Source organism: Jannaschia sp. S6380 (assembly GCF_023015695.1).
Lineage (GTDB): Bacteria > Pseudomonadota > Alphaproteobacteria > Rhodobacterales > Rhodobacteraceae > Jannaschia.
This window is the reverse complement of the sequence record NZ_JALKAS010000002.1, coordinates 85,617-108,558: the sequence shown is the minus strand read 5'-3', so window position 1 is coordinate 108,558 and position 22,942 is coordinate 85,617. Positions and strand designations below refer to the sequence as shown.

Here is a 22,942-nt window from a genome sequence, read left to right as displayed (position 1 = left end):
GCGGCCATGATTGAGAGTATTAATTGCAGGTTCGAACAAATGGGGCTTGACGCCACGCAAACCGCCGCGACTCAGCTTGCCGATGGCGCCGGGCCCGGCTGCGGGCCACAGCGGGGCGCGCGGCAGTCGGGCAGCCTGCCCCTGAAACAGCTGATCTACGAATCGGTCCGGTCCGCCGGGCGCATCAGCCGCGCCGCCTTGGCGAAGGAACTGGAGGTCTCGCCCGGCTCGGTCACGCCGCTGGTGTCGGATCTGCTGACCTCGGACCTGCTGCGCGAACTGGAGGATGACAGCCAGCCGGTCGGCCGCGGACGCCCCCCGGTCACGCTGGGCGTCAACCCGTCCCGCGGGTTGGTCGCCGGCCTCAAGGTCAGCGATCATGAGTATTCGGCCCTGCTGGTCGATCTGGCCGGACAGCCCGTGGCCCAGGCCGCCCTGCCCCGGCGCGCAGAAATCCGCACCGTCGACGGCCTGCTGGAGGAGATCGACACGCTTTATGTCCGCCTGCTGGACGCCTGCGGCCCCGGCGCGCCGCCCGTGCTGGCCGCGGGGCTGGGCATGCCCGGCATGATCGACCACGCCACCGGCTGGCTGCGCTGGTCCCCCATCCTGTCGGGCCGCGACCTCGATCTGGCGGGGGCGGTATCGGACCGCCTGGGTCTGCCGGTGTCGGTCGACAACGATGCGAACCTTCTGACCATGGCCGAGCTGTGGTTCGGCCGTGGCCGGTCGCTGTCCGATTTCGCGGTCGTGACCATCGAATACGGCGTGGGCCTCGGGCTGGTCGTCGATCACGCACCCTATCGCGGCGCCCATGGCTACGGGATGGAGCTGGGCCACACCAAGGTGCAGCTCGACGGCGCGCTCTGCCGTTGCGGCCAGCGGGGCTGCCTCGAGGCCTATGTCGCCGATTTCGCCCTGGTGCGCGAGGCGGCCGTGGCGCTGGACGGAGAGCTTCCGCCCCGGGGACAGGTGCTGGAGGCCCTGTTCGCCCAGGCCAAGGACGGAAACGAAGCCGCACGCGCGATCTTCGACCGGGCCGGACGCTACCTGGCCGTGGGGCTTGCCAACGTGGCCAACCTGTTCGACCCGCGCCGGATCATCCTGTCGGGCAGCCGCATGCGCTATGACTTCCTCTACGCCGAGGAGATGCTGGCCGAAGTGCCGGGTCTGACGCTCAACACCCCGCCTCCGATCGAGGTCAACGCGTGGGACGACCTGGTCTGGGCCCGCGGCGCGGCGGCGCTCGCGCTGTCGGATGCCACGCCCCGCCTGCTGGCATGAGGTGGCTGTTGCTGCTGCTGGCCGCGCCGGCCACAGCCGACCCTGCCTTCGCCCCCGTCACCGTGCCCGCGCATGCCTATACCGGCGGGTGGGAGCATTTCGTGGGCGGCGGCCTGGCCGCGTTCGACTGCGACGGCGACGCGCTGCCCGAGTTGGTCGCGGCCGGCGGGACCGCACCGATGACGCTGCTGCGCAATCGCGGCGACCTGCGCCTGGAGGTGGGGGAGATGCCCGAAATCACCGGCGCGACCGGGGTCTATGCGCTCGACCTCGACGGCGATGGGGCGCGGGATCTCATCGTGCTGCGGGTCGGGCCGAACGCCACGCTGAAGGGCGACGGGGCCTGCGGCTTCGCGCCGCATGATTTCGGCATTCCCGATGGCGGCGACGCCTGGACGACGGGTTTTTCGGCCACATGGGATGGGGAACAGGATCGCCCGACGGTCGCCTTCGGGAACTATGTCGACCGCGACGATCCCGACGGCCCGTTCGAAGCCTGCGATGACAACTGGATCGCGCGACCGATCGGCAACGAGGAATACGAAACCATCCCGCTCACCCCCGGTTTCTGCGCGCTGTCGATCCTGTTCTCGGACGAGGATCGCGACGGCCTGCCGACCCTGCGCCTGTCGAACGACCGGCACTACTACGTGCGTGGCGGAGCCGAGCAGATGTGGTCGCTGGACGAGGGCCGCTTCCTCGGCCCCGCGGATGGGTTCGACGCGCCGTCGATCTGGGGCATGGGCATAGCCAGCCGCGACATCACCGGCGACGGACGGCCCGACCTGATGCTGACCTCGATGGGGGATCAGCTGACATTGCTGTCGACGCCCGACGGCCACGCGATGGCGCCCTTCGACATCGGCAGTTTCGCGCAGCGCCCGCATGTCGGCGACGACGGGCGGCCCAGCACGGGCTGGCACGCGGAATGGGGCGATATCGACAACGACGGCGATGCCGACCTGTTCATCGCCAAGGGCAATGTCGACCAGATGCCGGGCATGGCAATGCTGGACCCGAACAACCTGCTGCTGAACGAGGGGGGCCGCTTTCGCGAGGTTGCCGTCGGCGCGGGGGTGGCCTCGACCCACCGCGCACGCGGCGCGGCGCTGGTCGATCTGGACGCCGATGGTCGGCTGGACCTGGCCGTGGCGAACCGACGCGCGCCATTGGAGGTCTGGCGCAACATGTCCGAGGCGGGGAACGCCGTTTCGATCGAACTGGCGCAGCCGGGCGGCAACCGCGACGCCGTGGGCGCCTGGGTCGAGGTCCGGGGGAAATCCGGAGTGCAGCTGCAGGAAAGGACGCTGGGCGGCGGCCATGCGGGCGGGGCCGTCCGGCCGCTGCATTTCGGGATTGGCGCCGCATCGACGGTCGACCTCCGCGTGACCTGGCCGGACGGAACCGTCGGTGGCTGGCGCCGCATCCGCCCCGGGTCGCATCTGATCGCGCGCTAGCGGTCGATGGGCAGACCGGAGGGCACCGCGTCGGGAATGCCCAGCCGTCCCCGCAGGGCCGTCTCGTCCCGCAGGCTGCCGAGGAAGGCCATCAGCGCGTCCAGCTCCGCCGCATCCAGCACGATGTCGGGCCCGCGGATGGCGGCGGCAAGGGCGGCCACCTCGACCGGATCGTTCATCAACCGCAGGTCGTCCGCCGCCGCCTCGGGCGCGATCGGCGGAAGCGTCACGTGACGATGGGGGTCGCGCAGGGCGCGACGCGGGGCGGCGTGGTCGCGCAGGAAGGCGCGCAGGTCGTCATAGGCACCGGCATGACCCCAGGGACCGGTTTCGGTCACGTTGCGAAGGCTGGGCGTGCGAAAGGCGAAGCGGTCGGCCGGATCGCCGGTGACGCGCATCCGCCCGTCGTCGCGGGCATGCGTCTCGAACCGGGCGCGCTTGCCGGGGCCGACCTGCGGCTGGCCCATGGCGTGAAAGCCGTGATCGGTCTGGAACGGCCCGGAATGACACGCCGCGCAGCCGGCCGCGCCGTAGAACAGCTCCGCACCCTCCAACGCCGGGCGTGGCAGGTCCCCGGAACTCCGCAGCCACGCATCGAAAGGCGCGGTGTCCGAGCGCCATTCATGTTCCACGAAGGCGGCGATGGCGTCCGATATGTCGGTGAAGTCGAGCGTATCGTCCCCGGGAAAGGCCGCCCGCCACATCCGGACATAGGCGGGGATGTCGCGCACCCGGCCGGCAATCAGGTCCCAGGCGCCACCCTCGCCGGTGATCAGGCCCTGGCGGACGGCACGGCTGACCTCGTTCTCGGAATAGTGGCCCGCCATCTCGTCGGGGGACAGGACGGGAAACATCGTCTGGGCCGACAGCAGCGTGTCGAACCCCACGACCATGTCCGGCCCCATCGGTGTGCGCAGCGCGCCGCCCCTCTCCTCGATCCGGCCATCGTGGAACAGCACGGCAAATTCGCGCGCGCCGAGGTTCCAGAGGCCGGGCGCGTTGCGGGGGATGCGCGCCTCGGGCGGGTTGGACGGGTCGGGAACGCGGTCCGGGCCCAGGCCCCGACCGCCTTCGCCCAGCCCAAGTGCCAACCCGTCGCCGGTGCCGAAGCGCGGATGATGGCATGTCCCGCAGCTGATGTTGCGGTTGCCCGACAGGATCGGATCCCAGAAGAGCAGGCGCCCCATCTCCACCTGCGCGGGATCGGTCGGGCGATAGGAACCGTCATCCACGGGGTCGGGAAACTCCATGGCTGCGGCGGGCAGGGCCAGCAGGATGAAAAGCGCGCGCAACATGGCCGGGACGTAACCACAGCCATCGGGCGCGTGGAAGCCGGGCCCGCGGGTTATTCGCTGGCCTTTCGCCCGGTTTGGCGATAACGCGCCCGCAACCCCCGATTTCAGGACGATTCCAATGGACCTTCGCAATATCGCGATCATCGCGCACGTGGACCACGGCAAGACGACGCTGGTGGACGAGCTGCTCAAGCAATCCGGCAACTTCCGCGCCAACGAGGCCGTGGCCGAGCGCGCCATGGACAGCAACGACCTGGAGCGGGAGCGGGGGATCACGATCCTGGCGAAATGCACCAGCGTCGAGTGGAAGAACACGCGCATCAACATCGTCGACACGCCCGGCCACGCCGATTTCGGCGGCGAGGTGGAGCGGATCCTGTCGATGGTCGACGGCGTCGTCCTGCTGGTCGACGCGGCCGAAGGGCCGATGCCGCAGACGAAGTTCGTCACCTCCAAGGCGCTGGCCCTGGGGTTGCGGCCGATCGTCGTGCTCAACAAGGTCGACAAGCCCGATGCCGAGCCGGACCGCGCGCTCGACGAATGCTTCGACCTCTTTGCCTCTCTCGGGGCCGATGACGATCAGCTCGATTTCCCCGCCATGTATGCGAGCGGTCGAAACGGCTGGGCCGATATGGAGCTGGACGGGCCGCGCAAGGATCTCGACGCGCTGTTCGACCTCGTCGTCAGCCACGTCCCCGCACCGAAGCAGGTCGCCGACCGCGACAAACCGTTCCGCATGCTGGCCACCACGCTGGGCGCCGATCCGTTCATCGGCCGCATCCTGACCGGCCGGGTCGAGTCGGGCACCCTGAAGGCGGGCCAGACCGTGCACGCCCTGTCACGCACCGGCGACCGGATCGAACAGTTCCGCGCCACCAAGATCCTCGCCTTCCGCGGCTTGCAGCAGCAGCCCATCGACCTGGCCGAGGCGGGCGACATCGTCACCATCGCCGGCATGTCGAAGGCCACCGTGGCCGACACGATCTGCGACACCTCGATCGACGTGCCCCTGCCGGCGCAGCCCATCGACCCGCCCACCATCACCGTGACCTTCGGCATCAACGACAGCCCGCTAGCCGGCCGCGACGGCAAGAAAGTGCAGTCCCGCGTCATCCGCGAGCGCCTGATGAAGGAGGCGGAGACCAACGTCGCCATCAAGGTCAGCGACACCCCCGGTGGCGAGGCTTTCGAGGTCGCGGGCCGGGGCGAATTGCAGATGGGCGTGCTGATTGAGAACATGCGCCGCGAAGGATTCGAGCTGTCCGTCAGCCGCCCGCAGGTCCTGTTCCGCGACGTGGACGGCCAGCGGATGGAGCCGGTCGAGGAAGTCACCATCGACGTCGACGACGAATATTCCGGCGCGGTGATCGAGAAGATCACCGGCGCGCGCAAGGGCGACCTGGTCGAAATGAAGCCCGCCGGTGCCGGCAAGACGCGGATCATCGCGCATGTCCCGTCGCGCGGGCTGATCGGCTATCACGGCGAGTTCCTGACCGACACGCGCGGCACCGGCGTGATGAACCGCGTGTTCCAGGAATGGGCGCCCTACAAAGGCACGATCCCGGGCCGCCGTGCGGGCGTCCTGATCTCGATGGAATCGGGGGTGTCGGTCGCCTATGCGCTCTGGAAGCTGGAGGACCGCGGCAAGTTCTTCATCGGCGCGCAGGAGCAGGTATATCAGGGCATGATCATCGGCGAGCACAGCCGCGACAACGACTTGGAAGTGAACCCGCTGAAGGGCAAGCAGCTGACCAACGTGCGCGCGTCGGGCACCGACGAGGCGGTGCGCCTGACGACGCCCGTCACGCTGACGCTGGAACAGGCGATCGCCTATATCGACAACGACGAACTGGTCGAGGTGACGCCGAACGCCATCCGCCTGCGCAAGCGGTTCCTCGACCCGCACGAACGCAAGCGGCAGTCGCGCGCGGCGGGCTGACGGCGCCGGCAGAAACGCATCCGGGGCGGAACGGTCCGCCCCGTCGCGATCGCGTCACCGGCGCGTGGCGGGCCCAGAAGGATTCGAACCCTCGACCTGCCGATTAGAAGTCGGCTGCTCTATCCAGCTGAGCTATGGGCCCGTCCGGCGCGTCCGGCGCCCGCATCTCTTGCCCCGTCGGCGGCCGTATGGCCAGCCCGTTTCGGGCATTTTCCCTGGCGCGCCGATGGACCCGGCCCCGTCAAGAGGCCGGGCAAATCCGTCACGCGAAGACGAAGCCGTCTTCCTGCGGCGTGGTCAGGGTCAGGCCCACGATCAGCGGATCGTGGTCCGAGGCCGCGAACGGATCGTCACCGTTGTAGAAGCCCGGATCGGTGAACTCGCTGCTGTAGCCCATCAGGTCCGGTTCGTTGGCATTGATGTGCCATTCCGCGACGCCGGTGACCTGGCCGGCCAGCGAGTTGCTGGCCATCGCATGGTCGAGCGCGCCCTGCTGGCCGTTGAACACGAAGCTATACGCATTCTCGGCCCCCACGAACTGCTCCAGCAGGTTGGCATAGCCGGCCTCTTCGATGGCCTGGACCGGGTCCTCCTGCGAATAGGCGTTCAGGTCGCCGATGATCAGGTAGTCCGGATCGCCCGAGTCGAACGGATCGCCGGCCAGCCACGCCGTCAGCTGGTTCGCCGCATCGGTCCGGGTCGCGTTCCAGAAGCCCTGGCCGTCGCCCTGATCGCTGTCGGGGTTCGAGGCATCGCCCGCGTCCAGACCGCTCGGCCCCTTCGATTTGAAGTGGTTGACGGCGATGGTGACCGTCCCGCCATCCTCGTCCTCGAAGGTGGCGGCCACGGCGGGGCGGTTACGCTGCTGGCCGCCGTCGTCGAACTCCAGGAAGCCGGATCCGGTGACGCCGACGGCCTCGGTCTTGTAGATCAGGCCCGTGGCGATCGCGTCGGTCCCGATCGGGCCACCATCCTCGGTCGGGTCCACGAAGTCATAGACCTCGGCGCCCAGCCGGTCGTTCAGTGCGGCCACCAGGGTCGCGATCGCCGAGTCGTCGCCGAAGCCGTTGTTCTCGATCTCCTGCAATCCGACCACATCGCCGTCCAGCTCCACCATGGCGTTGACCAGCTTTTCGGTCTGGCGCGCCAGGTCGAAGGCCGAATCCGCGCCGCGCTCGCCCAGGGTGGTGAAGTAGTTCAGGGCGTTGAAGCTCACGACCTTCAGGTCGCCGCCCACCTCGGGCGCCTCGGCATCGCGCGCGCCGTCGTTGGTGGCCGGGTCGATCGGCAGCGTCTCGGTCGGGAACAGGCGGTAGCTGCCGAAGCCGAAACCCAGCACCCCCTCGATGGGGCCGTCCATCTCGGCGCCGATGCGCGGCGCGGGGTTGCCCAGGGCGAAGTCGTCCCCGGCGGACAAGATGCCATCGCCATCGTCGCCGGCCGTGTCGTTGGCGATATAGGCGAAGGAGGTCGGGTTCTGGCTGCTCGATCCGTCGTCGATCCGCAGGCGGTTGGCGGCGTTCTGCGCCTGCAGCGCGTCGATCTCGTCGGCCTGGGTCTGCGCGTCGAAGATCTGCGTGGGCTGGATCTGCTCGCCCGCGCTGACGACGATCTCGCCGAAACGGTCGAAGTTGAAGTTCTCAATCACCGTCAGCGGCGCGGCATCGTCGGCCGACGTCACCGAGACGCGCATCCCCTCGACCGATTCCAGATCGGCCTCCAGCGTGAACGGCAGCGTCAGGTTGGCCGCCGTCGGCAAATCGCCGTTGCCGACGCCCGTAATGGTCGAGGGGGTCAGCTGCGTCTGGCCGAATGCCTCGCCCACGATCCCCTCGGCGAAGACGATCTCGCCCGGCGTCACGGTGGGGGCGCCGCCGGTGAACACGAAGATGCCCTCGGAGGTCGCCGCATCGCCATCGGCATCCGCGTCCTCCTCCTGCAGGTAGAAGCCGTTGGACAGCGTTGCCGTGACCACCGCCGTCACGTTCACGAAGCGGTCCACCAGGGTGGAGCTTTCGCCGCTGCCCTGGATCGTGCTGATCAGGACGGCCTCGCTCTCGCCCGGATCGACCGGGCCGCCATCGTCGTTGGCGGCGTCGCGCGTGGCGTCGGCCGGGCCGGCCCAACTACCGTCGGCCTGCTTCTGCAACGACTGCCCGACCGCGGTGTCGCTGCCTTCGGCCACGCCGATATCGGTGGCGGTCATGCCCGCGGCCGGGCCGTCGGTGGCGGTGACGTCGCCCTCGTAGGCGATGAACTCGGCCACGGTCCCGTCGGGGGTGACCAGCGCGATGGCGTCCGGGCCGTTTTGCAGGCCGGTCGCGTCGACCGAGGCGAACCCGTCATCCGAGAGCGACCCCGATAGCGGGATCGTCCGATAGACCACGCCGCCGTTCCCGTTGTAGAGCGCGATGCTCCACCCCTCGAGGCCGGCGCCCGCGTCGCCCGCGACCTCGATGAATTCGCCCTCGTCCGAGCCCGCGTTGTCGTAGTGGAATTCGTTCAGCGAGAGCGTCTCGGCCACCGGAGGGTTGCCGCCGCCCCCGCCGCTGCCGTCGTTGGCGCCGTCGCGGGTCGCCTCCTGCGGGCCGGCCCAGGTGCCGTCCTCCTGCAGTTGCAGCGACTGGCCGATCGCCGTGTCCGAGCCTTCGGCCACGCCGATATCGGTCGATGTCAGCCCGTCCGCCGGGCCACCCACGGCCGTCAGCGACCCCTCGTAGGACAGGAACTCCGCCACCGTGCCGTCGGGCGCGACGAGCGCGATCCCGTCCGGCGACCCGTTCTGCAGGCCCGCCACGTCGACCGAGGCGTAACCCGTGCCGTCCTCGCCCGAGAGCGACCCGGACAGCGCGACGGTCCGATAGGGCGTTCCGTTGCTGCCGTTGTATAGCACGAGCGTCCAGCCCGAGATGTCCGTGCCGGCCGTGCCCGCGACCTCGATGAACTCGCCGACATCGGCGCCGGCGTTGTCGTAGTGGAATTCGTTGATGCGCAGCGCCGGTCCGGCGGGCGTCTCGTCCTCGTCGGTCACGGTCACCTGCACGTCGCGCGCATCGCTCAGGCCGCCGGCATCGGTCGCGACGACCGTCACGTCATAGACGTTGTCGCCATCGGCATCGCCCGGCGTCTCGAAATCCGGCGCCTCGTCGAAGCGCAGCGTGCCGTCCGGTGCGATGGAGAAGCGCGCGGCATCGGCCCCGTCCAGCGAGAAGGTCACCGCGTCGCCGTCGACATCCGTGGCCGTGGCCCGGCCGACCTCGACACCGTTCTCGGCCACGGTGAAGGAGGTGGCGACATCGATGACCGGCGCGTCGTTCGCCCCCGTCACCGTCACCGTCACGCGCGCCGTGTCCGACCCGCCGCGCCCATCGGCGACGGTGTAGAGAAACGACGTCTGCGCCGTCTCGCCTTCGGCCAGCGCGTCGAACGCACCCTGCGCGTCATAGCTGACCGTCCCGTCGGCATTCAGCGTAGCCATGCCGGTCAGCCCCGCCGTGTCCAGGCCGGTGATCGAGAGCGCATCGCCGTCGAAGTCGAAATCGTTCTCGGTCAGGCCATCCAGCACGAGGGGCGCGTCCGCCGATACGTCGGCCGTGTCGTCGCGCGCCAGGACGGCGTTGTTCCCGCCCGTCAGATCGGCGGTGTAGTCGTCGGCCGCGAAATACAACCGCTCGATCCCGCGCAGGCTGTCGACATCGCCGGCATCGTTCAGGTTCTCGACCTTGAAACGATCGCCGCGCCCTTGGATGACGGCGTAATCCGCGACGCCGCCCGCATAGATCGCGGTGTCGGTTCCCCGGCCGCCGTCCAGCCGGTCGCGGCCGGCGCCGCCCTCCAGCGTGTCGTCGCCGCGACCGCCATACAGACGATCGCGCCCCGCCCCGCCGCGCAGAATGTCGTCGCCCCAGCCGGCGAAGACGATGTCGTTCCCGCCACCCGCGGTGATCGTGTCGTCGCCCCACAGGCCGAACAGCAGATCCCGTCCCCGCGTGCCGGTCAGAAGGTCGTCGTGGAACGTGCCGAAGCGGATGTTGCGGAAAAGGGCCATGGATCACCTGTCTGGTTGGCAGAGTTCGCGAATGGAGTGGGCGAAGTCTGGCTCAGTTTGATCACAGGGGATAGCGCCGATGCGGGGCCGCGGTGTCCCAAGACGCAGCGTTCCGGCGGAATGTCGCCGCACAGACCGGTTGCCGTTGCGTCATCGATCGAACTGAAGCGCGTGCAGATCCGCGAAGAGGCCCCCGCCGGCCAGAAGGTCGGAATGACGCCCGCGTTCCACCACGCGGCCCCGGTCCATGACCAGGATCGCGTCCGCGTCGATGACCGTGGCCAGGCGGTGCGCGATGACCAGGACGGTCCGGCCCCGCGCCAACGTGTTGATCGCGTCCTGCACCTTGGCCTCGACCGCCGCATCCAGCGCCGAGGTCGCCTCGTCCAGCAGCAGGATCGGCGTGTCGCGCAGCAGGGCGCGCGCGATGGCCACCCGCTGCCGCTGGCCGCCCGACAGGTTGGAGCCGCGCGGCCCCGCGGGCGTCTGCAGGCCCTGCGGCATGTCGGCCAGAAAATCCGCGACATGCGCGGCCTCCAGCGCCGCCTGCAGCCGTTCCTCGGACACGTCCTTCTGTCCCAGCAGGATGTTCTCGCGGATCGTCTCGTCGAAGAGCAGGGCGTCCTGGCTGACGACCGAAAACAGCGCCCGCAGGCTGCCCACCTCCATCTCGGCGATGTCGCGGCCGCCGATCGTGACCCGGCCGGCCGACGGCTCGACCAGTCGGGTCAGGACGTTGAAGACGGTGCTCTTGCCACCGCCGGACGGTCCGACCAGCGCCGTGGTCTGCTTGGCTTCCGCCACGAAATCCAGACCGCGCAGCACCTCGGCGGAACCGTAGGACAGTTCCACCCCCTCGAACCGGATCGTGGTATCGGGCAGGTCCGGGATCTTCGCCGCGCGGCGCGGGGCGGGCATCGACGGGCGCATGTCGAACAGCTCATAGACACGCTCCAGGCTGGCCGCCGCCGTCTGCCAGGTTCCGGCGATGCCGCCCAGCCGGCGCAGCGGCTGGAACGCCAGTGCCATCGCGGTGAAGAAGGCCATGAAATCGCCCACCGTCTTCTCGCCGGCGATGATCTCCTGCCCGCCGTAGAGCAGCACGCAGAAGAACCCCAGCCCGACGGCGAAATCGATGAAACCGGGCACCATGGCCGACCCGCCGGCGGCCTTGACCTTGGCGGTGACGAAGGCGTCGGTCAGCGTCGCGAAGCGGCCGTTCTGATATTCCTCCAGCGCGTTCAGCTTGACCGGCGTGACGCCGTGGAAGATCTCGTCCAGCCGCGTGGTGCGGGCGGCGGTGATGTCGCGGAGCATCGCGCTCTTGCGGCGGATGTAGCGTTGCAGGACCAGCGTCGGCAGGATCAGGAGCGGCGTGCCGATCACCGCCACAAGCGCCCAGACGGGATCGACGCTGATGGCCACGACCGAAAGCGAGATCAGCGCCACGACGTCGCGCCCCGCGCCCAGGATCAGCGCCGACCAGATGCCCTGCGTCGCCTGCGCGTCCGACGACACGCGCGAGATCAGCGTGCCCGGCGACATCGTCTGGAAAAAGCTGTTGTCCAGCGTCAGGACGTGCCGCAGCAGGTCCACCTGCATCGCCGCCCCGGTCGCATTTGAGATGCGGGTCATCACCACGCGTTGCAGCACGCCGGTCACCCCGCGCATGGCGAACAGCCCGAAGATGCCCAGGCCGACCCACCAGATCGCGTCGGACTGCCCGGCCACGAAAACCAGGTCGAACATCGGCTTAAGCATCCAGGCCAGGATTCCCAGCGTGCTGCCCTCGATCACCATCAGAAGCGCGGCGACCCCGATCATGGGGGCATGCGCGCGCAGATAGTCGCGCCAGAGCCGCGCGAAGATCGCGCGGTCGCTCATGGAGCGCAAGTCGGGCTTGCCAGTCTTCGCCAAGGGGCGCCTCGTTCGCCGGATGCACCCGGCGACCTAGCGGGTTTGGCACCCCCGGTCCAGCACCCGCACCGGGATCGGGCGCCGGTCAGACGTAGCGCGCCTCGAGTGCGGCCAGGATCGCGCTGCGGTCGCGGTCGGACATGGCATCGAGGCTCTGCACGCAGAAGGAGGCGTAGGCTCCGTCCAGGAACCGCGCCAGCACCGCGTCAAGCGCCGCGCCCGCCGGCCGCCCGGGCCGCACGTAGCCGATGTCGAGCGGCGGCGTCACGCGCGCGCCGGCGGCCAATTCCAGATGGCTCGCCAGCCCCATCGGAGAGACCTGCGCGACCGAGCGGAACCGGTGCCCGGCCTGCGCACGCAGCCCCTGCGCGTCGTCGGCGAAGAACTCCGCCAAGGTCGAACGGCGCATCGGATGCGGTTGATGTTCCGCCAGCAGATAGGTGTCGCGGCGCCCGACGCGGCGCGCGGCCGCCCGCTGTGCCGCCGCATAGCCGGGACGCTCGCCGCGCACGACCCGTTTCAGCCGGGCCAGCCACGGGTTCGGAAAGCGCCGCAGATGCCCGCGCAACACGGGTCGGTCGCCATCGAAATAATCCGCCTCGGACATCGGCCGCCCGACGAAGATGTCGTCGTTGAGATAGAGGAACCGTTCGGCCAGGTCGGGGATCCGGTGGATCATCGTCTCGATGGAGCGGGAGGAGAAGACCGGCAGCAGGTCGGCATGGGCGCCGAAGGCCTCGGCATGGTCGACGACCCGGATCCGGGCCGCACGCGCCGGATCGGCCAGCACCGGATCCAGCGGCACGGGATGCTGGGAATCGGTCACCACATGGATGCGCCGGACGAACGGGCAGAACCGCAGAAGCGACAGGACGGCGAAGCGCAGCTCGCCCGAACTGGCGAAGCGCGTGGCCGCCGCGGCGTCGGGATGCGCGGCCGCGTCGCCATGCGCCGCGCGCCGGGCCCGGTGGGCGGGGTCTTCGCCATCCACCCAGGTGATCACTGCGTCGATCGTCATGCCCGGCCCTCCGCCCCGTCCGCGCGCGACGATGCAGAGCGCGGCGCCCGGACGCAACCGGGCGGCATGTTCGACGGGATCTGCGGGGAAACCGGCGTCGCTGGCCGGCGGGTCGGGGTCGCGGGGCCGGATCGAACCGGCCCCGCGAAGTTCAGGTCACTGTTCCCAAGACTGGATCAGCTCGTCATAGGCGATCGTCTGAGGCTCCTCGTCCTCGTTCTCGATCTTGGCCTTGGGCGCGCCCGGCTGTTCAAGCCAGTAGGACGGATCCTGCTCCTCGTTCAGGACGGGGCCCAGATCGCCCTGCACGCCGGCGCGTTCCAGACGCTCCAGCACCCGCTCCTGATCGGCGCAGAGGCTGTCGAGCGCCTCCTGCGGGGTCTTCGCCCCCGACATCGCGTCGCCGATGTTCTGCCACCAGAGCTGCGCCAGCTTGGGATAGTCCGGCACGTTCGTCCCCGTCGGGGACCACTGGACGCGGGCGGGCGAGCGGTAGAACTCGACCAGGCCGCCCAGCTTGTCGGCGCGTTCGGTGAAGCTCTCGTCCTGGATGGTCGACTCGCGGATGAAGGTCAGGCCCTCATGCGATTTCTTCACGTCGACCGTCTTCGACGTCACGAACTGCGCATAGAGCCAGGCGGCCTGCGCGCGGTCGAGCGGCGTCGATTCCATCAGCGTCCAGGATCCGGCATCCTGATAGCCGACCTTCATGCCCTCCTCCCAGTAGACGCCGTGCGGCGAGGGGGCCATGCGCCACTTGGGGGTGCCGTCCTCGTTCATCACCGGCAGGTCGGGCTTGACCGTGTCGGCGGTGAAGGCCGTGTACCAGAACATCTGCTGGGCCACGTTGCCCTGCGCGGGGATCGGGCCGGCCTCGCCGAAGGTCATGCCGGCGGCGGTGGGCGGGGCGTACTTGTCGAGCCATTCGATCGCCTTGGTCACCGCATAGACCGCCGCGGGCGAGTTCGTCGCCCCGCCCCGCGCCACGCAGGAGCCGACGGGCTGCGAATTCTCGTTCACGCGAATGCCCCATTCGTCGACCGGCAGGCCGTTCGGCTCGCCCACGTCGCCCATGCCGGCCATCGACATCCAGGCATCGGTGTAGCGCCAGCCGAGCGATGGGTCCTTCTTGCCGTAATCCATGTTGCCGAAGACCTCGCCCTCGACGCCCAGATGGCTGAGGTCGCGGCCGGTGAAGAACTCGGCGATGTCCTCGTAGGCGGACCAGTTCACCGGCACGCCCAGCTCGTAGCCATAGGCTTCCTGGAAATCGGCCTTGTTCTTCTCGTCGTTGAACCAGTCGTAGCGGAACCAGTAGAGGTTCGCGAATTGCTGCGTCGGCAACTGATAGAGCTTGCCGTCCGGCCCGGTGGTGAAGCTGGTGCCGATGAAGTCGTCCACGTCCAGCGTCGGGCTGGTGACCTCGGCGCCGTCGCCCGCCATCCAGTCGGTCAGGTTGCGCACCTGCTGATAGCGCCAATGCGTGCCGATCAGGTCGGAATCGTTGACATAGGCGTCGTAGATGTTCTCGCCCGACTGCATCTGGGTCTGCAGCTTCTCGACGACGTCGCCCTCGCCGATCAGGTCGTGATTGACCTTGATGCCGGTGATCGCCTCGAAGGCGGGGGCCAGGACCTGGCTTTCGTATTCATGCGTGGTGATCGTCTCGGAGACGACGTTGATCTCCATCCCCTGATACGGCTCGGCGGCGTCGACGAACCACTGCATCTCGGCCTCCTGCTCCTCGCGGGTCAGGGTCGAGAGGTCGCCGATCTCCTCGTCGAGGAAGGCCTGCGCGGCCTCCATGTCGGCGAAGGCGGGAAGGGCCGTCAGCCCGATCGCGATCGCCGTGGTGGTGGTAAGCAACTTGTTCATGTCATTCCTCCCTGGAAGTGAACGTTGTGGACGGATCTAGACCCAGCGGAACACCGCCGCGGCATAGATCGCGCAGACGACCAGCGCGCCCCATTGGGGCAGGTCGGTCAGACCGAGCCAGGCCAGGTTGATGAAGGCCGAACCCAGAAGCGTGATGAACAGACGATCCCCCCGCGTCGTCTCGATCCGCAGGATGCCGGTGCGCGGCGTCTCGGGATAGCGGATCGCGAGGAAGGTGAAGGTGAGAAGCAGCGCGGCAATGACCGCGAAGAAGGCCGCCGTGGGCCAGGTCCAGGCCATCCAGTCAAGCATCAGCTCTTGCCCTCAAGAAGATCCAGGACGCCGCTGATATGTCCCACACGGAACTTACGGCGTTCACCGCCTACGAAATAGATCACGACCTCGTTGGGGTTCGTGTCAGCAAATATGCTCGTAGCATTGTCGGTGTTGATCAGAAGATCGCTGTCAGCGCCCGGCATACGACGTTTCGGAATTCGCACTATCGGCATTGGCTCGACCTCTTCGGTTCCATCACACCCTCCCCAACGCGAAGCCCTTGGCGATGTAGTTGCGCACGAACCAGATCACCAAGGCGCCCGGAACGATGGTCAGCACGCCGGCGGCCGCCAGCACGCCCCAATCGACCCCCGAGGCGCCGACGGTCCGTGTCATGGTCGCCGCGATGGGCTTGGCGTCCACCGCCGTGAGCGTGCGCGACAGCAGAAGCTCCACCCAGGAGAACATGAAGATGAAGAACGCGGCCACGCCGATGCCGGACGCGATCAGCGGCATGAAGATGCGGATGAAGAAGCGCGGGAAGGAGTAGCCGTCGATATAGGCCGTCTCGTCGATCTCCTTCGGGACGCCGCGCATGAACCCCTCGAGGATCCACACCGCGAGCGGCACGTTGAAGAGGCAATGCGCCAGGGCAACCGCGATATGCGTGTCGAAGAGGCCGACCGAGGAGTAGAGCTGGAAGAACGGCAGGGCGAAAACCGCCGGCGGCGACATGCGGTTGGTCAGCAGCCAGAAGAACAGGTGCTTGTCGCCCATGAAGCTGTAGCGCGAAAAGGCATAGGCCGCCGGCAGCGCCACGGTCAGCGTGATCGCCATGTTCATCGCCACATAGGCCATCGAGTTCAGATAGCCGGTATACCAGGACGCATCCGTCAGGATAGTCCGGTAGTTGTCGAGCGTGGGCCGCGCGGGCCAGAGCGTGAAGGTGTTCAGGATCTCGGTGTTCGTCTTGAACGACATGTTCAGCAGCCAGTAGATCGGCAGCAGCAGGAACAGCAGATAGAGGCCCATGACGATGGCCGACCCGTTCGGCCGGAACCGGCGGCGGGTGCGCGCGTCGGGCCGCGATGCGGTGACGTCGCCGGGGATCGTTGCGGCCCCGGGGGCGGAGGCGGTCGCGTCGCTCATGCGCCGTCCCTTTTGTCGAGATTGGTCATGACCGTATAGAACACCCAGGAGATCAGCAGGATCACCAGGAAGTACATGATCGAGAACGCCGCCGCGGGGCCCAGGTCGAACTGCCCGAGCGCCATCTTCACCAGGTCGATCGACAGGAAGGTGGTGGAGTTGCCGGGCCCGCCGCCGGTGACCACGAACGGTTCGGTATAGATCATGAAGCTGTCCATGAAGCGCAGCAGGATCGCGATCATCAGCACGCCCGCCATCTTGGGCAGTTCGATATAGCGGAACACGGCCCAGCGGCTCGCCTGGTCGATCTTGGCGGCCTGGTAATAGGCGTCGGGAATGCTCTGCAGCCCGGCATAGGCCAGAAGCGCCACCAGCGACGTCCAGTGCCAGACATCCATCACGATGACCGTGGCCCAGGCGGCATAGAAACCCTGCGTATAGTTGTAATCGATGCCGATCGCGTCGAGCGTGTAGCCCAGCAGCCCGATATCGACGCGGCCGAAAATCTGCCAGATGGTGCCGACGACGTTCCATGGGATCAGCAGCGGCAGCGACATCAGGACCAGGCAGAACGAGGCCCAGAATCCCTTCTTGGGCATGTTGAGTGCGACGAAGATGCCCAGCGGGATCTCGATCGCGAGGATGATGGCCGAGAACACGATCTGCCGACCCAGCGCATCCCACATGCGGTCGGATTCCAGCATCTCCTCGAACCATTCGAGGCCGGCCCAGAAGAACTGGTTGTTCCCGAACGTGTCCTGCACCGAATAGTTGACCACCGTCATCAGCGGGATCACCGCCGAGAAGGCCACCAGCACCAGCACCGGCAGGACGAGGAACCACGCCTTCTGGTTTACGGTCTTGTTCATGCCGCACCCTCCGGCGAGACGCGCCAATCGTCGGCATAGACGTTCACGCCTGCCGCGTCGAAGGTCAGGCGGGTCATGTCGGGCGTCACCGCCGCGTCCTCCGACAGGACGACGTTGACCTGGGTGCCTTGGAAATCGGTCCGCACGATCTTGTGCCGGCCGACATCCTCGACCCGCTTCACGGTCACCGGCAGGCCCGCCTCGCCCGACACCAGCCGCGCGTATTCCGGCCGCACGCCCAGCTGCACCCGGCCCGAGGGCGTGCCGTAGCCCCGACCCAGCGACACGTCGTGGCCGCCGACAGTCGCCCGGTCGCCCCGCACCTCCGCGTCGAGCAGGTTCATGCCGGGCGAGCCGATGAAATAGCCGACGAACGTATGCTCCGGCCGCTCGAACAGTTCCTCCGGCGTGCCGATCTGGACGACGCGGCCGTCATGCATGACCACCACCTTGTCGGCGAAGGTCAGCGCCTCGGTCTGGTCGTGGGTCACATAGATCATCGTGTGCCCGAAATCCTGGTGCAGTTGCTTGAGCTGGGTCCGAAGCTCCCACTTCATGTGCGGGTCGATCACCGTCAGCGGCTCGTCGAACAGAAGCGCGTTGACGTCCTCGCGCACCATACCACGCCCGAGGCTGATCTTCTGCTTGGCATCCGCGGTCAGGCCGCGGGCCTTGCGATCCAGCATGTCCTCCATCCCGATCATCGCGGCGATCTGCTGCACCCGCTCGGCGACATAGGCCGGATCGTCGCCGCGATTGCGCAGCGGGAAGGCCAGGTTGTCGCGCACGCTCATCGTGTCGTAGACGACGGGGAACTGGAACACCTGCGCGATGTTGCGGTCCGCCGTGGGGGCCTGCGTCACATCGCGCCCGTCGAACAGGATGCGCCCCCGGCTGGGATGGACCAGCCCCGAGATGATGTTGAGCAGGGTCGACTTGCCGCATCCCGACGCCCCCAGAAGCGCGTAGGCCTCGCCATCTGCCCAGTCATGGTTCAACTCCTTCAGGGCGTAGTCCTCCTCGCCCGACGGGTTCGGCAGATAGGAATGCGCCAGGTTGTCGAGGGTGATCTTGGCCATCAGGCGGCCTCCGCATAGGGGGCGGCGGCGACCAGCGGGCCGTCTTCGGCGAAAACATAGACGTGGCGCGGGTCGAGATGGACCTGAAGCGGCGCACCGGACCGCAGGTTGCGGATCCCGTGCACCAGTCCGACCCAGCGTTCGCCGTGGTGGTCGACATGGATGAACGTCTCGGACCCCGTGATCTCGGTCACCGCCAGCGTCGCGTCGAAGCTGAGCGCATCCGGTCCCGGCGCCGACAGCTCCAGGTGGTTGGGCCGGAACCCGGCGGTGTAGGCACCGTCGGCCAGGCCGGCCAACGGGCCATGGGCGGGGGCCGATTGGCCGTCGCCGAAGGTCACGGCGTCGCCGGCCTTGGTGAAGGGCAGGAAGTTCATCGGCGGGTCCGAGAAGACCCGCGCCGTGGTCGCGTCGACCGGCCGGCGATAGACTTGCGGCGTCGGCCCGAACTGCGTCACGCGCCCCTGCCACAACGTCGCGGTGTTTCCGCCCAGCAGCAGCGCCTCCTCCGGCTCGGTGGTGGCGTAGACGAAGATCGAGCCGGCCTCCTCGAAGATCTTCGGGATCTCGGCGCGCAATTCCTCGCGCAGCTTGTAGTCGAGGTTCGCCAGCGGCTCGTCCAGCAGGACCAGCCCGGCATCCTTGACCAGCGCGCGGGCCAGCGCGCAACGCTGCTGCTGCCCGCCCGACAATTCCAGCGGCTTGCGATCCAGAAGCGGCGAAAGCTGCATCAGGTCGGCGGCGCCGCGCACGGCACGGTCGATCTCCTCCCTCGACTTGCCCAGCAGGCGCATCGGGCTGGCGATGTTGTCGTAGACGGTCATCGAGGGGTAGTTGATGAACTGCTGGTACACCATCGCCACGGCCCGGTCCTGCACCCGCATCCCGGTCACGTCCGTCCCGTTCCAGAACAGGCGCCCCGAGGTCGGCGCGTCGAGCCCCGCCATCAACCGCATCAGCGACGTCTTCCCGGCCAGCGTCGGGCCCAGGAGCACGTTCATCGTCCCCGATTCCAGCGTCAGATCCGTCGGATGGATATGCACCTGACCGCCGACCGCCTTGGACACGCCGCGCAGTTCCAGCGACATCGCGCTAGACCTTTCGACGCGTGATAGGATGATCGTCGGACACATGCGCCTCCCCAAGCCTGCCGCCCGTTGACCGAACATCCCGGCACCAGAACTGTCAACCGAGAATGTTCGTTCTTTTTCTTTTTTGCGGAATTGCCTAGGGTGGCGAACGTAAACGAGGGCCGAACCGATGGTGTCGAACTTTCGCCAGACGGAGATTCTGGACCAGGCGCGCCGCGACGGCCGGGTGACGGTGGACGGCCTGGCGCGGCAATTCGATGTGACCGTCCAGACGATCCGCCGCGATCTGGCCGAACTGGCCGAGACGGGCAAGCTGGAACGCGTGCATGGCGGCGCGGTCATCCCGTCCGGCGTCATCAACATCGTCTACGAGGAACGTCGCCGCCTGAACGCCAAGGGCAAGGCCGCGCTCGCGCGGGCCTGTGCCGAACGGGTGCCCGACGGGGCGTCGGTGTTCATGAATATCGGCACAACGACCGAGGCCGTGGCCCGCGAGCTTCTGGACCGCGACAACCTGCTGGTGGTCACCAACAACATCAACATCGCCAACATCCTGTCGGCCAATCGCGGCTGCGAGATCGTCCTGGCCGGCGGCCAGCTGCGCCACAGCGACGGTGGGCTGGTCGGCGGCTTCACGGCGGAACTGGTCCGGCACTTCAAGTTCGACATCGCGATCCTGGGCTGTTCGGCCCTCGACGGCGACGGCGACCTTCTGGATTTCGACGCGCAGGAGATCCTCGTCAGCCAGACCGCGATCGCGCGGGCGCGGCAGGTCTTCGTCGCGGCCGACCACTCCAAGCTGGACCGCAACGCGCCGGTCACGATCTGCTCCCTCGCGGATGTAACGGCGCTTTTCACCGATGTCGCGCTGCCGCCCGACCTGGCGACACGCGCGCGGGACTGGGGCACGGAGGTCGTGATCGGCACGCCACCCGACACGCGGGCCGCGACCGTCCATCGACTGCACGACCCCGGCTAGCCCGTCCCCCTGTCGCGCGCATCGGCATCCAGCCCGGCCCACCAATCGGCGTATTCCGTGTTCCAGGGCGCGCGGCGCGTCACGTCCGGCGCCTCGTCGCCCCACCAGACCGGCCCGCGTTCGCCCAGACGGACCTTGGCTGCCTGCACCCGGTCGCGCGCGGCGCGGGTCGCGTCGGCATCGGCTGCATCCCGCACCGCCCGCCGCGCCGCCATCAATTCGCGCACAGCGTCCTGCCGCTCGTCCTCGGGCAAGGACGGGTCGGTCCGGCGCCACAGCCGGGCCTTCGCCACGAAATAGCGGCCATCGGGGGTCACGGGATAATCGGACATGACGCGCGACATAGCGCGTCACATCATCCGGATCACCTTCGGGTCCAGCGCCAGCACGTAGCCCTGCCGCGTGATGTTGCGGATCAGCAGATGCGTCACGATCTGGTTGCCCAGCGCGTCGCGCAGGCGCTTGATCCGGGTCGCGCCCGCGGCCTCCTCGCAATCGGTCTCGGGCTTGCCGGTGATCACCGCCTCGATCTGCGCGCCTGTCAGCATGTCGCCGTCCAGCCGCGCCTCGGCCAGGACGGCCAGCGTCTCCATCGCCGCATCGGTCAGCTTCAGCTCGATATCGTTCAGCATCACCGCGTTTTCGGCCCGCGCCAGTACCAGCGACGTGACCTGGATGCCCGAGCGTTCGATCTCGCCCATGCGCCGGTTCAGCGTCACGATCGCCAGGAGCAGCACCATGCACGCGATCAGCAGCGCGGTCGCGAAGACCATCAGGACGAAGATGATGACGCGGTAGCTCGCCAGCACGTCCGAGAACGCCGTGCCCGATTGCGCCAGCACCTCGAGCAGGCCGATCTCGGCGGGCCGGGTCAGGTCCGATTCGACGAACAGCCGCTCCACCCGCGCGTTGAAGGCGTTCGCATCGGGCAGCGTCGCGAACAGGAAGATCGCCGCCACCCCGAGGATGACGACGATGGCGGCGATGCCCAGTCCGACGACCTTGGCCGAAGCCGCGCGCGTCTCAGTAACGGAGGAAGTATTCGCCGGCACCGGCCCTCCTCTCGTCCAGCGCCTCGGGCCCGAAGACCGACTGCACCTGCAGCAGCTGCCAGCCGTCGCCCAGCCGCGCCCGCAGCGCGGCCGTCGCGGCGGCGACGGTGCAGTCATCCTCCGGGATCTCGATGACGCCATAGTGGAGCCGCAGCGGATCGTCGCGCTTGGCCTTGTAGTCGGCGTAGCAGGCCGCCGAGGCGGGCCCGGCCAGAAGCAGGGCGGCCATCAGGGGCAGGGCTATGGTGAGCGGCTGTGTCATGCCGCCCTTGATGCGTCACCCGGGCGCGACAGGCAATGACGCATCGATGGATATGGCATGACAGGCCCGTGTCATTGAACGGCGCGCGCCCCGGGGCGCATGGATCGGCCACCCGAATCCAACCGGAGGTCCGTCATGTTCCGCGCAGCCCTCGCGCTCGTCCTCGCCGCCATGCTGGCGTTCGCGCCCGCCGCGCCGGCCCGGGCCGATTCCCGTGACGTCGCAAAGGTGATCGGCGGTCTGATCGCGCTCTATGCCCTGAAGGAGGCGCTGGACCACCGGCGCGAAAGCCGGGCCGCCCCGGTGCAGCGCCGACAGGCGGCCCCGATCCGCCCGCGCGATGTCGCACCGGCGCGTCCCCGCCAGAACCCGACGAGCCCCCGACCGCAGCAGCGCCCTTATCCGCTGCCGCGCGACGACGTCCGCCTGCTGCCCGACAGCTGCCACGTGACGCACCGGACCGCATGGGGCCGTGTCGCCGGATACGGCGCGCGCTGCATGCAGAACGCGGTCGCCCGGCCCGGCCTGCTGCCCCCGGAATGCATCCGCCGCGTCGAGACCGATCGGGGACGACGCAACATCTACGACCCCGGCTGCATGCGCACCGCGGGCTGGTCTCCCCGCACCGCCTTGCGCTGACGCCTTCGCGTTGACGCTCCGCCGGGAGGGGGGCAGGGTCCGCGCATGCCGGCCCTGCTCCCGAACCTTTCCTACGAAGACGCCGCCCGCGCCGGCGGCGCCCGCGTGATCGCGGGCATCGACGAGGTCGGCCGCGGCCCCTGGGCCGGCCCGGTCGTGGCTTGCGCCGCGCGTCTGATCGGCCCCGCCCCCGAGGGCCTGCATGACAGCAAGAAACTGACCGCCGCGCGACGGGCCGCGCTGGTGCCGCGGCTGATGGCCTGCTGCGAGGTGGGATTCGGCGCGGCCGACGTGGCCGAGATCGACCGCCTGAACATCCGCCAGGCCACGCACCTGGCCATGCGGCGCGCCGTGGCTGCGCTGCCACAGCGACCGGACTTCCTTCTGATCGACGGAAACGACCGCCCTACCTGGGTCGATTGTCCCCACCGGACGATCATCGGCGGGGACGCCGTCTCATTGTCGATCGCAGCGGCATCGGTTCTGGCGAAAACGCGGCGGGATCAAGGCATGGTGGCGCTGGCGCAACAACATCCCGGCTATGGCTGGGAGCGGAATGCGGGCTATGGCACGAAGGCACACCAGGACGGGCTGCGAAACTTCGGCGTGACACAACATCACCGGCGCAGCTTCGCACCGATCCGCAAGATCTTGTGCCGGGAGGGCTGACACATTCTTGCCGCAATCGTTCGATGGACGTCCCCCCGCCCCCC

At 68.4% G+C, this 22,942-nt stretch carries 19 protein-coding genes and 1 tRNA gene; 6 read left to right on the top strand and 14 right to left on the bottom strand.

Going from position 1 to position 22,942, the window contains the following annotated elements:
* Positions 1-39 precede the first annotated feature (39 nt).
* Positions 40-1,284, top strand: a complete 1,245-nt coding sequence (locus MWU52_RS13530) for an ROK family protein (RefSeq protein WP_246953115.1) — start codon at positions 40-42, stop codon at positions 1,282-1,284.
* Positions 1,281-2,741, top strand: a complete 1,461-nt coding sequence (locus MWU52_RS13525; protein WP_246953114.1) for a CRTAC1 family protein — start codon at positions 1,281-1,283, stop codon at positions 2,739-2,741. Before MWU52_RS13530 ends, MWU52_RS13525 begins: the two co-directional genes overlap by 4 nt.
* Here the strand turns inward: MWU52_RS13525 and MWU52_RS13520 are convergent.
* Positions 2,738-4,036, bottom strand: coding sequence for a cytochrome c peroxidase (locus tag MWU52_RS13520; protein WP_246953112.1), 1,299 nt, complete (start codon positions 4,034-4,036; stop codon positions 2,738-2,740). The genes MWU52_RS13525 and MWU52_RS13520 overlap by 4 nt on opposite strands.
* Positions 4,037-4,154: 118 nt before the next feature.
* Here MWU52_RS13520 and typA point away from each other — a divergent pair, with 118 nt between their 5' ends.
* The gene (gene typA, locus MWU52_RS13515; protein ID WP_246953110.1) at positions 4,155-5,975 is read left to right on the top strand and encodes a translational GTPase TypA; all 1,821 of its coding nucleotides are present in this window, start codon (positions 4,155-4,157) and stop codon (positions 5,973-5,975) included.
* Positions 5,976-6,040: 65 nt separating this feature from the next.
* Here the strand turns inward: typA and MWU52_RS13510 are convergent.
* The 10 genes from MWU52_RS13510 to MWU52_RS13465 all read right to left on the bottom strand — a co-directional run bounded on the left by MWU52_RS13510 (position 6,041) and on the right by MWU52_RS13465 (position 19,294).
* Positions 6,041-6,117: transfer RNA gene (locus tag MWU52_RS13510), tRNA-Arg, on the bottom strand.
* A gap of 120 nt (positions 6,118-6,237) precedes the next feature.
* Positions 6,238-10,023 (bottom strand): ExeM/NucH family extracellular endonuclease, encoded by a 3,786-nt coding sequence (locus tag MWU52_RS13505; RefSeq protein WP_246953108.1) that lies wholly within the window; start codon positions 10,021-10,023, stop codon positions 6,238-6,240.
* A 150-nt stretch (positions 10,024-10,173) separates the two neighbouring features.
* Positions 10,174-11,907, bottom strand: coding sequence for an ABC transporter ATP-binding protein (locus MWU52_RS13500; RefSeq protein WP_246953106.1), 1,734 nt, complete (start codon positions 11,905-11,907; stop codon positions 10,174-10,176).
* Between the two features lie 118 nt (positions 11,908-12,025).
* Positions 12,026-12,958, bottom strand: a complete 933-nt coding sequence (locus MWU52_RS13495; RefSeq protein ID WP_246953104.1) for a Stealth CR1 domain-containing protein — start codon at positions 12,956-12,958, stop codon at positions 12,026-12,028.
* Between the two features lie 156 nt (positions 12,959-13,114).
* Entirely contained in the window at positions 13,115-14,833 is a 1,719-nt protein-coding gene (locus MWU52_RS13490) for an ABC transporter substrate-binding protein (RefSeq protein WP_246953102.1), read from the bottom strand.
* A 36-nt stretch (positions 14,834-14,869) separates the two neighbouring features.
* A complete protein-coding gene (locus MWU52_RS13485; RefSeq protein WP_246953101.1) occupies positions 14,870-15,145 on the bottom strand; it encodes a DUF2160 domain-containing protein in 276 nt (91 codons plus the stop codon).
* A 219-nt stretch (positions 15,146-15,364) separates the two neighbouring features.
* Complete coding sequence (locus MWU52_RS13480; RefSeq protein ID WP_246954585.1) at positions 15,365-16,141, bottom strand: carbohydrate ABC transporter permease; 777 nt, start codon at positions 16,139-16,141, stop codon at positions 15,365-15,367.
* Positions 16,142-16,254: 113 nt separating this feature from the next.
* On the bottom strand, positions 16,255-17,127 hold the full coding sequence (locus tag MWU52_RS13475) for a sugar ABC transporter permease (RefSeq protein ID WP_246953099.1): 873 nt from the start codon (positions 17,125-17,127) through the stop codon (positions 16,255-16,257).
* Positions 17,124-18,206: an ABC transporter ATP-binding protein gene (locus MWU52_RS13470; RefSeq protein WP_246953097.1), complete on the bottom strand. Its 1,083-nt coding sequence runs from the start codon at positions 18,204-18,206 to the stop codon at positions 17,124-17,126. The genes MWU52_RS13475 and MWU52_RS13470 overlap by 4 nt, the downstream gene beginning before the upstream one ends.
* Positions 18,206-19,294, bottom strand: a complete 1,089-nt coding sequence (locus MWU52_RS13465) for an ABC transporter ATP-binding protein (protein ID WP_246953095.1) — start codon at positions 19,292-19,294, stop codon at positions 18,206-18,208. Before MWU52_RS13465 ends, MWU52_RS13470 begins: the two co-directional genes overlap by 1 nt.
* A gap of 172 nt (positions 19,295-19,466) precedes the next feature.
* Here MWU52_RS13465 and MWU52_RS13460 point away from each other — a divergent pair, with 172 nt between their 5' ends.
* Entirely contained in the window at positions 19,467-20,276 is an 810-nt protein-coding gene (locus MWU52_RS13460; protein WP_246953093.1) for a DeoR/GlpR family DNA-binding transcription regulator, read from the top strand.
* Here the strand turns inward: MWU52_RS13460 and MWU52_RS13455 are convergent.
* The 3 genes from MWU52_RS13455 to MWU52_RS13445 are packed head-to-tail and all read right to left on the bottom strand — an operon-like array spanning position 20,273 to position 21,590.
* A complete protein-coding gene (locus tag MWU52_RS13455; RefSeq protein WP_246953091.1) occupies positions 20,273-20,608 on the bottom strand; it encodes a hypothetical protein in 336 nt (111 codons plus the stop codon). The genes MWU52_RS13460 and MWU52_RS13455 overlap by 4 nt on opposite strands.
* An 18-nt stretch (positions 20,609-20,626) precedes the next feature.
* On the bottom strand, positions 20,627-21,328 hold the full coding sequence (locus tag MWU52_RS13450; protein ID WP_246953090.1) for a helix-turn-helix domain-containing protein: 702 nt from the start codon (positions 21,326-21,328) through the stop codon (positions 20,627-20,629).
* Positions 21,300-21,590 carry a hypothetical protein gene (locus tag MWU52_RS13445; protein ID WP_246953088.1) on the bottom strand — a complete coding sequence of 97 codons (291 nt, stop codon included), beginning with the start codon at positions 21,588-21,590 and terminating at the stop codon, positions 21,300-21,302. Before MWU52_RS13445 ends, MWU52_RS13450 begins: the two co-directional genes overlap by 29 nt.
* A gap of 135 nt (positions 21,591-21,725) precedes the next feature.
* Here MWU52_RS13445 and MWU52_RS13440 point away from each other — a divergent pair, with 135 nt between their 5' ends.
* Both MWU52_RS13440 and MWU52_RS13435 read left to right on the top strand, forming a co-directional pair.
* The gene (locus tag MWU52_RS13440; protein WP_246953086.1) at positions 21,726-22,229 is read left to right on the top strand and encodes a hypothetical protein; all 504 of its coding nucleotides are present in this window, start codon (positions 21,726-21,728) and stop codon (positions 22,227-22,229) included.
* Positions 22,230-22,274: 45 nt separating this feature from the next.
* Entirely contained in the window at positions 22,275-22,898 is a 624-nt protein-coding gene (locus MWU52_RS13435) for a ribonuclease HII (protein WP_246953084.1), read from the top strand.
* Positions 22,899-22,942 lie beyond the last annotated feature (44 nt).

Excerpts from the sequence above, each read along its gene's own strand:
- MWU52_RS13470 (WP_246953097.1), bottom strand. The coding sequence starts at position 18,206 with ATGGCCAAGATCACCCTCGACAACCTGGCGCATTCCTATCTGCCGAAC.
- MWU52_RS13460 (WP_246953093.1), top strand. The coding sequence starts at position 19,467 with ATGGTGTCGAACTTTCGCCAGACGGAGATTCTGGACCAGGCGCGCCGC.
- MWU52_RS13490 (WP_246953102.1), bottom strand. The coding sequence starts at position 14,833 with ATGAACAAGTTGCTTACCACCACCACGGCGATCGCGATCGGGCTGACG.
- MWU52_RS13505 (WP_246953108.1), bottom strand. The coding sequence starts at position 10,023 with ATGGCCCTTTTCCGCAACATCCGCTTCGGCACGTTCCACGACGACCTT.
- typA (WP_246953110.1), top strand. The coding sequence starts at position 4,155 with ATGGACCTTCGCAATATCGCGATCATCGCGCACGTGGACCACGGCAAG.
- MWU52_RS13480 (WP_246954585.1), bottom strand. The coding sequence starts at position 16,141 with ATGGGCCTCTATCTGCTGTTCCTGCTGCTGCCGATCTACTGGCTGCTG.
- MWU52_RS13485 (WP_246953101.1), bottom strand. The coding sequence starts at position 15,145 with ATGCTTGACTGGATGGCCTGGACCTGGCCCACGGCGGCCTTCTTCGCG.
- MWU52_RS13435 (WP_246953084.1), top strand. The coding sequence starts at position 22,275 with ATGCCGGCCCTGCTCCCGAACCTTTCCTACGAAGACGCCGCCCGCGCC.
- MWU52_RS13440 (WP_246953086.1), top strand. The coding sequence starts at position 21,726 with ATGTTCCGCGCAGCCCTCGCGCTCGTCCTCGCCGCCATGCTGGCGTTC.
- MWU52_RS13445 (WP_246953088.1), bottom strand. The coding sequence starts at position 21,590 with ATGACACAGCCGCTCACCATAGCCCTGCCCCTGATGGCCGCCCTGCTT.
- MWU52_RS13520 (WP_246953112.1), bottom strand. The coding sequence starts at position 4,036 with ATGTTGCGCGCGCTTTTCATCCTGCTGGCCCTGCCCGCCGCAGCCATG.
- MWU52_RS13525 (WP_246953114.1), top strand. The coding sequence starts at position 1,281 with ATGAGGTGGCTGTTGCTGCTGCTGGCCGCGCCGGCCACAGCCGACCCT.
- MWU52_RS13465 (WP_246953095.1), bottom strand. The coding sequence starts at position 19,294 with ATGTCGCTGGAACTGCGCGGCGTGTCCAAGGCGGTCGGCGGTCAGGTG.
- MWU52_RS13475 (WP_246953099.1), bottom strand. The coding sequence starts at position 17,127 with ATGAACAAGACCGTAAACCAGAAGGCGTGGTTCCTCGTCCTGCCGGTG.
- MWU52_RS13530 (WP_246953115.1), top strand. The coding sequence starts at position 40 with ATGGGGCTTGACGCCACGCAAACCGCCGCGACTCAGCTTGCCGATGGC.
- MWU52_RS13495 (WP_246953104.1), bottom strand. The coding sequence starts at position 12,958 with ATGACGATCGACGCAGTGATCACCTGGGTGGATGGCGAAGACCCCGCC.
- MWU52_RS13455 (WP_246953091.1), bottom strand. The coding sequence starts at position 20,608 with ATGTCCGATTATCCCGTGACCCCCGATGGCCGCTATTTCGTGGCGAAG.
- MWU52_RS13500 (WP_246953106.1), bottom strand. The coding sequence starts at position 11,907 with ATGAGCGACCGCGCGATCTTCGCGCGGCTCTGGCGCGACTATCTGCGC.